The organism is Leisingera sp., from assembly GCF_034669605.1.
Taxonomy (GTDB): Bacteria; Pseudomonadota; Alphaproteobacteria; order Rhodobacterales; family Rhodobacteraceae; genus Leisingera.
In genome coordinates this window covers 1-9,170 of sequence record NZ_JAXMOX010000186.1, presented here as the reverse complement: position 1 = coordinate 9,170, position 9,170 = coordinate 1, and the positions used below count along the sequence as shown (strand labels likewise).

General features: G+C 58.9%; 9 protein-coding genes. 5 read left to right on the top strand and 4 right to left on the bottom strand.

The window, feature by feature from the left end:
• Positions 1-351 precede the first annotated feature (351 nt).
• From fliP to fliF, 4 genes are read right to left on the bottom strand one after another with little or no spacing between them, the layout of a single operon-like run.
• Positions 352-1,095, bottom strand: a complete 744-nt coding sequence (gene fliP, locus VOI29_RS19320) for a flagellar type III secretion system pore protein FliP (protein ID WP_323782463.1) — start codon at positions 1,093-1,095, stop codon at positions 352-354.
• Positions 1,092-1,388, bottom strand: a complete 297-nt coding sequence (locus VOI29_RS19315; protein ID WP_024092244.1) for a FliM/FliN family flagellar motor switch protein — start codon at positions 1,386-1,388, stop codon at positions 1,092-1,094. The genes fliP and VOI29_RS19315 overlap by 4 nt, the downstream gene beginning before the upstream one ends.
• Entirely contained in the window at positions 1,381-1,980 is a 600-nt protein-coding gene (locus VOI29_RS19310) for an ABC transporter ATP-binding protein (protein ID WP_323782460.1), read from the bottom strand. Before VOI29_RS19310 ends, VOI29_RS19315 begins: the two co-directional genes overlap by 8 nt.
• Positions 1,980-3,653 (bottom strand): flagellar basal-body MS-ring/collar protein FliF, encoded by a 1,674-nt coding sequence (gene fliF, locus VOI29_RS19305; protein WP_323782457.1) that lies wholly within the window; start codon positions 3,651-3,653, stop codon positions 1,980-1,982. The genes VOI29_RS19310 and fliF overlap by 1 nt, the downstream gene beginning before the upstream one ends.
• 119 nt (positions 3,654-3,772) lie before the next feature.
• Here fliF and VOI29_RS19300 point away from each other — a divergent pair, with 119 nt between their 5' ends.
• The 5 genes from VOI29_RS19300 (at position 3,773) to VOI29_RS19280 (ending at position 8,746) form a co-directional block, all read left to right on the top strand.
• A complete protein-coding gene (locus tag VOI29_RS19300; RefSeq protein WP_323782466.1) occupies positions 3,773-4,297 on the top strand; it encodes a flagellar basal body-associated FliL family protein in 525 nt (174 codons plus the stop codon).
• A 9-nt stretch (positions 4,298-4,306) separates the two neighbouring features.
• On the top strand, positions 4,307-4,753 hold the full coding sequence (locus VOI29_RS19295) for a hypothetical protein (RefSeq protein WP_323782455.1): 447 nt from the start codon (positions 4,307-4,309) through the stop codon (positions 4,751-4,753).
• Complete coding sequence (locus tag VOI29_RS19290; protein ID WP_323782451.1) at positions 4,753-5,367, top strand: MotE family protein; 615 nt, start codon at positions 4,753-4,755, stop codon at positions 5,365-5,367. Before VOI29_RS19295 ends, VOI29_RS19290 begins: the two co-directional genes overlap by 1 nt.
• A gap of 77 nt (positions 5,368-5,444) precedes the next feature.
• Positions 5,445-6,314, top strand: coding sequence for a flagellar motor stator protein MotA (gene motA, locus VOI29_RS19285; RefSeq protein WP_024092250.1), 870 nt, complete (start codon positions 5,445-5,447; stop codon positions 6,312-6,314).
• Positions 6,311-8,746, top strand: coding sequence for a hypothetical protein (locus tag VOI29_RS19280; RefSeq protein WP_323782448.1), 2,436 nt, complete (start codon positions 6,311-6,313; stop codon positions 8,744-8,746). The genes motA and VOI29_RS19280 overlap by 4 nt, the downstream gene beginning before the upstream one ends.
• The last annotated feature ends 424 nt before the right edge of the window (positions 8,747-9,170 follow it).

Genomic DNA, 9,170 nt, shown 5'->3' with positions numbered 1-9,170 from the left:
AGGGGGTGAGCTTGGCCATCTGCTCGTCGGTCAGCCAGAAAAGATCGCTCATGTCACAGCTCCATTTTCCGAGCCGTGAATCATGCAGTGCGGCGGAAATCAATGCATCCTGACCCTAACACGTTCAGCCTGACCGGTCTTGAGACCTGCTGGCAGAACAACCCGCCGTGAAAACTGTGAAGCCGTCGGCAGCCTCAGTTAAAGCCTGCCGAAATATAGTGTTTGGCATGTCGGAGCTGCTGCGGAATTGCCTCAGACCCAATTTTGGGGGCCTGTCTGCAGTGACTGCGATCAAGGGAAAGCCCGGCCAGCATACAGGTGCCTGGGCTTTCTCCAGATCATTGGCAGAGTTCAGGGGTAGTAACTGCGTACCAAAGCGGTGGCGATCAGGCTCCAGCCATCCGCCACAACAAAAAATGCCAGTTTGAAGGGCAGAGACACGATTGCAGGCGGCACCATCATCATCCCCATGGACATCAGGACTGCCGCAACAACCAAATCAATGACAAGGAATGGCAGGAAGACGAGAAAACCGATTTGAAAGGCGCGCGATATTTCCGACAGCAGGAAGCTGGGGACGAGCGCCGACAGCGGGGCTTCGGGCACCGGGTCCATACCTTGGGTTTCCGGCCTGAGGTCCGCAATTGCGTAAAACGTGTCCGGATCCAGCCGGTTGGCCATAAAAGCACGGAAAGGTTCCAAACTGCGGGTGATGGCGACTCCCGGTTCCAGCCGTTCTTCCAGCAGCGGATTGATGCCAGTGGTCCAGGCCTCGGTAAACACGGGTTCCATCACGAAATAGGTCAGGAACAGCGCCAGGCTGATGATCAGCATGTTGGGCGGTGCCTGCTGCAGCCCGATACCTTGGCGCAGGATCGACAGCACCGTCACCAGGAACGGAAAACAGGTGATCATGATCAGCAGGCCAGGCGCCAGGCTGAGCACGGTAATCAGCAGGATCAGCTGGATCGAGCGGGCGGAGATCGATTCGCCGTCTGCCAGTGAAAGGCTCAGTTCTTGAGCCAGGGCGGTGTGCGGCATGGCCAGCAGGATTGCTGCAGCCAGGACCGCCCGCACAATAGTCTTTTGTGTCATCCCAAACCGCTTTGAAGATCGGCAATTTCTGTCAGGCGCACGGCCAGCTGGCCAGCCTGATCTCCCTCCAGCTCTTCGAGCTGACCGCGGGCGACCAGCCGGTCGCCGACATAAAGGTCCACCGGGTCTTCGACACGTTTGTCCAAAGTCAGAATTGCATTTTCGCCAAGGTTGACCAGATCACGGATCAGCGGCCGGGCTTTACCGACTGAGACAACAACTTCGACGGGAACCGAGACAAAGGGATTGTTTGCATCAGCGGATTTCATGTTCAGGTCGGCTGCATCATCCATACTGGCTGTCCTCTTTTGCGTGATAGGTGAAGGCTTCTATCGAGTCCTGGATCGATTCTAGAAGGGCGTCGCAATTGATTTCGCATTCGCTGCTGCCAATGCGCAGATAGGCTTGGCCAGGAGACAGCATACTGTCTTCCTGCACGGTGACCGGAACGGAGAAATTGTCCGGCAGCAGGCTGCGCACCGGTGCCGCCTCCCCGGGAGAGACCACGATCTGCATCGGCTGGCCGGTCTGCCCCTTGGCCATATCAGAAAGCTGATCAACAATATGATGCCCGAACGACGCGGCCATAGCATCCGGCAGAACCGCACTGGTCAGCACCTTGAACATCGGGTCCAGCGATTCGAGCAGCTGATTTTGCGCTTCGTGATAGGTAAAGCTGAGATCTTCCAGAGAATTGGCCAGCTCGGCCGAAATCCGGCTGCTTTCCTTGTCTTTCGCCGCTACGGCATCATCCCACCCGGCGCTGTAGCCGTTCTCGAATGACGCCAGCCGCTGCTCTTCTATAAGTTCCTCGGAAACAGCCGGCAGGGCCGGCTCTGCAGAGGTGTTCATGCCGAAGTCTTCGAGCAGATGTGCAATCGTCATCAGGCTTGCTCCTTGTTTTCTTCCAGCCAGCCGCGGAGGATCTGGACGGTTTCTTCCTGCCGCTCTCCAATCAGGTTGCGCAGACGGTCGACCGGGTCATCCGTGCTGCCGCCCAATGCCGGAAAGCCGGCCGCTCCCATCATGTCGCCACCGGTGCCCATTGCCGGCAGATCGCCCAACGGTTCGAACTGTCCGGTTTCGTTGTTTTCAATTTCCCCCTCAAGTGCGAGTCCGGCACCAAGATCCGGCGCGGTCATGAAGCCGCCGCCGCCGGCTCCTGGCAACCCGGGCAGCCCGCCACCATCCGGACCAGGCAGCGCTGCCACCGGAACTGCCTGATTCGACAGGATCGGGCGTACAACGAACAAGCCCAGGATCAGGCTGACAAGAGCCAGTGCCGCGATCTGGATCAGCGACATCGCATCAAAGTAGAAGTTCTCCATGAAGGACGCTGTGGCCACGGTACCCTGCGGCTCCACCGCCGGCAGTTCCATGGATTTGAGGGTGATTACATCCCCGCGGTCGGCGTCAAAACCGACAGCGGCGGAAATCAGCTCCCGCAAGGCCGCCAACTCATCCTCCGGCCGAGGCTGGAAGACAGTTTCACCATCGTCATTCGTCACTGCAGAGCCATTGACCAGCACGGCGACGGTCAGGCGCTTGATGGCCCCGGGGCCGCGAAGGATCTCTTTCTCGGTTTCCGATATTTCATAGTTGATCCGCTCCCGGGTGGCGCTGGTATTGGCTTTTGAACCCTGGCCAGAGGCTGCGTCTCCGTCGGGAATATTGGAAGCGACCGTGACCTCTCCGGATTGGTTGGTAGAGGAGTCGGCGCGCTCTTCGACGTCAGTGCTGACGGCGACACGGCTTTTCGGGTCCACCCGCTTTTCCCGGATTGATTCGGTATCGGTGACGGTCGCGACACTCACTTCGACCACCGCATTGCCATGGCCGACGCGCGCTTCAACCAGGCGCATCACCCGGTCGCGAAGCGTCTGGGAACGGTCGTCCGTCCCGGCTCCGGCCGCTGCGGTGGCATCTGAAGACCCGATCAACGCGCCGTTGGCATCAATCACTGCAACGTTTTCAACGGCAAGACCGGTTACCGCAGACGAAATGAGAAAGCGGATGGCGTTGGCCTGCGCAGGTGTGATGGGGGATCCCATCGGCACGACCGAAACCGATGCGGTGGGTTCCACGGTGCGCTGAAAGGGATTCGAGCCGGTATTGGCAATATGCACCCGTGCCTGGCTCACATGCGGGCCGGCAACAATAGTGCGGGCCAGCTCGCCTTCCTTTGCGCGCCAGTATGCGGCGTCGAACATCTGCGAAGTGGTGCCGAAACCGCTGAGCGAATCGAGCAGCTCGTACCCTTTGCCGCCGTTGGCGGGCAGGCCTTCGCTGGCCAGTGTCATCCGAAGTTCGTCACGCTGTGTTGATGGCACGTAGATTGAGCTGCCACGCACTTCATATTTGGCGCCGCGCTGTTCCAGCGCCCGCACCACATCTCCTGCCGAACCGCTTTCCAGCCCGGCATAGAGCAGTGTCATTGTTGGCTTGCTTGCCACATGGGACATCGCGATCACGCTGAGAATCATAATTGCCGTGGCACCCACGGCTATCAGACGCTTTCGCATGTCCATTTCAGCCCAGACATTCTTGATCTGCTGCACATTAACCTCCGTCGCACCGGCGTTCTCTCCGGCGTGCAACCTTTTTGACGGATCGGCCTTAACATTCGGTTAGTTCCTCGCAGGTTATGAAGATGCTGCACGACGTTTTAGGAATAGCCATGACAGACGCTGCAGCAGATACGGAAGCAGAAGCCCGGACCAAGAAAAGCAAAATGCCCCTGATCATCGGGGTGGTGCTGGCATTGGCAGGGGCAGGCGGAGGATTCTTTGCCGTTCAGTCAGGCCTTCTTTCCTTTGGTCGGAAAGCAGCACCCGAACCGCTGCATGCGGCCGAAGCGGCGCCAGAAGGCGTGGACAGTGGTGAGACGGCGGAGGATATCGCCAATCTCGCCTTTATCGAAATGGATCCGATTGTGATTTCCCTGCGCAAAGGTAGCGGTATCAAACACTTGCGGTTCCGCGCGCAACTAGAAGTCGACCTGGCTCATCAGGCTGAGGTCGAGAAAATCCTGCCGCGGGTTATCGATGTCCTGAACAGCTATCTGAGAGCACTGGAGCTGGAGGATCTGACCGATCCGATGGCGTTGCCGAAACTGAGGGCGCAGATGCTGCGTCGGATCAATATTGCAACCGGCCAGGGCCGGGTGCGTGATCTGCTGATTATGGATTTCGTACTTAACTAGGAGGACAGGATGGAGATTATTGCTGATATCCTGCTTGCGGCTGGTGCGCTGGGGGCCGGATTCTATTGTCTGGTGCTGTCGCGCAGGCTGAAGCGGTTCAATGACCTGGAAAAAGGCGTGGGCGGTGCAGTTGCCGTGCTGTCTGCCCAAGTCGATGATCTGAACAAGTCGCTGCAATCGGCGCAACATGTGTCCGATGGCTCCAGCAAGGCGCTGCAGCAACTGACTGGACGGGCCGAATCGGTGGCCCAGCGGCTGGAGCTTATGATGGCATCCATGCATGACATCCCCGAGGCCGGAACTGCGGCTCCGGCCGCCAGCCCCCCTGCCGAGGACGAAGCGATGGCTGCCGCCTACGAGGCCGATTCGCAGCCGTCTGCTGAAGAAAAGGACGAGGCAAAGCCTTCCGGCCTGATGTTCGTCCGTCATAACCGCAGCCAGAACCGGGTGGCGTAATGGCAAAGGCAGCAAAGAAAACCAGGCGGTTCCGGCGCAGCGGCACATTGATGATGCTGGCGCTGCTGTTGATGGGTTCTGCCGCTGTGAGGCTGGCTCTTGAGGCGGGGCCTGCTATTGCCCGCGAAGTGGCCAGCCTGCAGGATCCTGGCGGCGAAGTGCAGCCTCACAAGGGGCAACCGCAGCGCGACTCGATGCCCACTTCTGCAGAGCTACAAACGATGCTGGCAGCCTTTAAGGAGCGGGAACAGGTATTAGCCACCCGCGAAGCTGAAATTCAGGACCGGATGAAAGCCCTGGAAATTGCTGATCAGGCGATCGACAGGAAACTGGCTGCGCTGGAACAGGCAGAAGAGAATTTACGGGCAACCCTCGCGTTGGCGGATGGTGCTACCGAAGCGGATGTGACGCGTCTGACGTCGGTCTATGAGCAGATGAAACCCAAAGAGGCCGCGGCCTTGTTTGAGGAAATGGACCCTGCCTTTGCGGCCGGTTTCCTCGCTCGGATGCAGCCCGAGGCTGCGGCGGGAATCATGGCAGGTCTGAGCCCGGAAGCTGCCTATACCATCAGTGTTGTTCTGGCTGGCCGTAACGGCGCCGTGCCGAAGGAATGATATGGCGCCGCCGCTTAGTCTTTCCTTAGGAAGACTCACCTAAGCTAATAAAAACAAATGTAATTCGGAGTGGACCCATGATCGGGATTGTAGGCATTGTGGTGATCTTTGTCATGGTTTTCGGCGGCTATCTCCTGGCCGGCGGGAAGATGGCGATCATCATTAAAGCCATGCCCTTTGAGCTGATGATGATCGGTGGTGCCGGAGCTGGTGCCTTTCTGATCGGCAATGATATGGGCGGTATCAAGCATACGCTGAAGGACATCGGTAAGGTGTTCAAGGGACCGAAGTGGAAGCCGGATGACTACCGCGACCTGCTGTGCCTGCTGTTTGCTTTGATCCGGATCGCGCGGGCCAACCCGGTCGAAGTGGAGCAGCACATCGAAGATCCGGAAAACTCCTCTGTCTTCAATAAATACCCCAAGATTCTGGCCGACAAGGAAACCGTGAACCTGATTTGCGACACCATGCGGTCGGCCTCGATGAACTATGACGATCCGCACCAGGTGGAAGAAGTTCTGGAAAAGCGGATGGAAGCCAACCTGCACCATGCAATGCACTCCAGCCATGCCTTGCAAACCCTGGCAGACGGGCTGCCGGCGCTGGGGATTGTCGCGGCGGTGCTTGGGATCATCAAAACCATGGGTTCCATCGATCAGCCCCCGGAAGTTCTGGGCAAGCTGATTGGCGGCGCTTTGGTCGGTACCTTTCTTGGCGTGTTTCTGGCCTATGGCCTCGTGGGTCCCTTTGCGACCAAGGTGAAAGCGGTAACCGAAGAAGACGCGCATTTTTACCAGCTTATCCGTGAGGTTCTGGTGGCCAATCTGCATAACCATGCAGCGGCAATCTGCATTGAGGTGGGCCGCCAGAACACACCTTCTCATTTCCGCCCCGGCTTTGCGGAGCTAGAAGAAGCCCTCAAATCGGTGAAACAGGACGCAGCATGATTTGGCGAGCACTTGCCACCGCAGCAGCGCTTCTGACGGCCGGCACTGTCCAGGCGCAGACAATTGTGACCCGCTCTGGTGAGCACAATGGCTTCACTCGCTTGGTGATGCGCTTGCCGGATGGCGCGGGTTGGTCGCTGGCGCAAAGCGGCACCACGGCGACAGTGAACCTTGACGCGCCGGAGGCCGTTTTCGATACATCGCGGGTCTTCGACCTGATCCCTCGCACCCGCTTGAAATCGCTGGCGCAGAACGGGCCCGGTCAGCCGCTGCGGATGCAGCTGGGCTGCGCTTGCACAGTCACTTCCTATGTGCAGGAGAATGGCTACCTGGTGCTCGATATCCGTGACGGAGGGAAGCCGGAAACACAGCCGCAGTACTCTGCTGAGGGGAGTATTCTGCCGCTCACCCCGCGGGCCGCGCAAACTGGCTACAGGTTCAGTTTCTCTCAATCGGCCGCGGCCGACGCGCGGATGGCGCTGGAACTGGCAGCGGCTGTTGCCGGGCGGGCGGATCCGGCGCAATCGGTCCGGCCGCAAGATACCGAAGACGCGCCGCAACCGAGCGCCGCCGAACAGCAAGAAGAAGCTGGGGACCTTGCTTTGCTGCTGGATCGCAACCGCGTTCCGGTTCAGACAGAAACCGTGATATCCAAAGCGGCATCCGGGCTGCCTGAAACCGGAATGCTGTTCAATATGGAAGAGACTGAACGCGCGGCAGCGGTCAAGGATTCCGAGCAGCGGCTGCTGCAACAGATCGGACGGGCCGCAAACCAGGGTCTTTTGAATGTGGCTGCAAATGGGTTTCCAAGCGGGGACCGCGCCGTTGGATTGGATCCTTTGGGCCCTGCAGACAGGCCATTGAACCCGTTGGATCACATCTCGGTCACGTCCGCAATCGATCGTGAAACCGGGCTGATGGCTGCCTTGGCTGATGGCAGCGGTAAAGCAGAGCATTGTTTGCAAGACCGTCGTGTTGCAGTCTATGCTTGGGGCAACGAAAGCCCGTTTGCGGATCAGCTGGCACCGCTGCGCAGCGCCTTGGTCCGGGAATTTGATGATGTGAATCCAGCAAGTGTATTTGCGCTTGCACGGATGTATCTTTATTTTGGTTTTGGCGCAGAAGCCCGCTCCATTCTGACGATTCTCCCGCCGGAAGATCAGGATGCGCCGGAAAACGAGTTCCTTGATGCAATGGCGATGCTGATGGATGGGGCCGTTCTGCCGGTGAACCATCCGTTCTCAGGACAGCAAGTTTGCGGAGGCGACAGTGCCCTGTGGGGCGCCCTGGCAGATGGTTTGCTCAAGAAAAGCGCCAATACCGATGCCATTCAGCAAGCCTTCTCCAAAATGCCGACCCACCTGCGGGTGCACTTGGGGCCGCGGATCAGCAAGATGTTTGCCGAAGCCGGAGATCATCACATCGCCGAGGCGGTGCTGAGAGCGGTTGACCGCACCGGGGTCGAGGACGTTCCGGAAATCAATTTGGCTGAGGCGGCCATTGCGGAATTGGCGGGCAATACCGAAAAGATGGCCGAAGAGCTTACCAGCGAGGTTGCGGAACGAACCGGAAATGCACCGGCGGCATTGATTGATCTGGTTGCCCTCAGCGTAAAGGAGCGCAAGGCGCTGTCTCCTGATGTGCCGGATTTGATTGCCTCATATGAACTTGAAAACCGCAGCACTGAGCTTGGGTCGGAGTTGCGTCAGGCGCAGGTCGCTTCGCTGGCCTTGATGGGGCAGTTTCAGGAGGCATTTGAAGAACTGAACAGCCTGTCTGAGCAGGACGGCCCGAAGGCGAGGTCGGCAGCGCTGGAACCGTTGATGCTGCTGTTGGCGGAACGTGCGGATGACGTGACGTTCTTGCAGTACGCACTGGTTTTCTCGGGTCAGGCAAGCGCAACGGAAGCTGCGCCGGTAGCACCGGCTGTCGCCCGGCGGCTGCTGGACCTTGGATTTGCCGAACAAGCACAGAACCTGCTGGCCAAGCTCGCGCTGGAGCCGGAAAACGAAGCCCGGCGCCTGATGATGGCCGAGGCCGCATTGGAATTGGACAAACCGCATCGGGCCCTTGTCGAGCTGATGGGGCTGGACGGTTCCGAAGCCAACCGGATGCGTGCGAAAGCTTTGTGGCGCAATGGTGAATACGGCCGGGCCGGAGAGTACCTTCTTGCCGAAGATGAGGCCGATGCAGCTGCCCGGGGGTTCTGGCATTCAGAAAACCTGGGAGCCATCGAAGCGATGGAGGCGGGAGATGACGCGCAATTCGGCGCGGTTGCTTCCGTCACCACACAAATTGGCGAAACTGCGCAAGATCCGGAAGGTCTGTCTCCGCTGGCCCATGCACGGGCCTTGGTCGAAAGCAGCGCGGGCACCCGCGGCGGCATTGCTGATCTGTTGACCAAAGTTGGCACCGACTTGGCGCGCCCTTAGGGTTTCCGGTGGACTGCGGGTCCGTTCACACAAACAGGGGCCGCCTTGATCAAAGGCGGCCCCTGTTTGTGCTGATAACACTTTGTCAACTGGCTGCCGGTAACGTGATGATCGGGTGAATCCTGATTTGGAATGGGCAGAATGCCGGAATACTATTTAAGACTTTGCCCGAAGGGGCTGTTTTTGCGCGCAACAGACGCAGAATTCACGGCGCGCTCAGTAACGAGTGCCGTTCAGAAAGCTCGGTACATTGAGAGCGACAGGCACCGATTGCCGGCAGCCGGTAATGCAACGCCTCATCGTCTGCTGTCTGCGCGGCCCTCGCTGGCGATCACAATGCTCCAGCCAGTCCATCCATCGGACGCCAGCAATTTGCGGGGCCTGAACTGTGCCTAAGCTTACCACAGAACAACTTTTCAGTCCG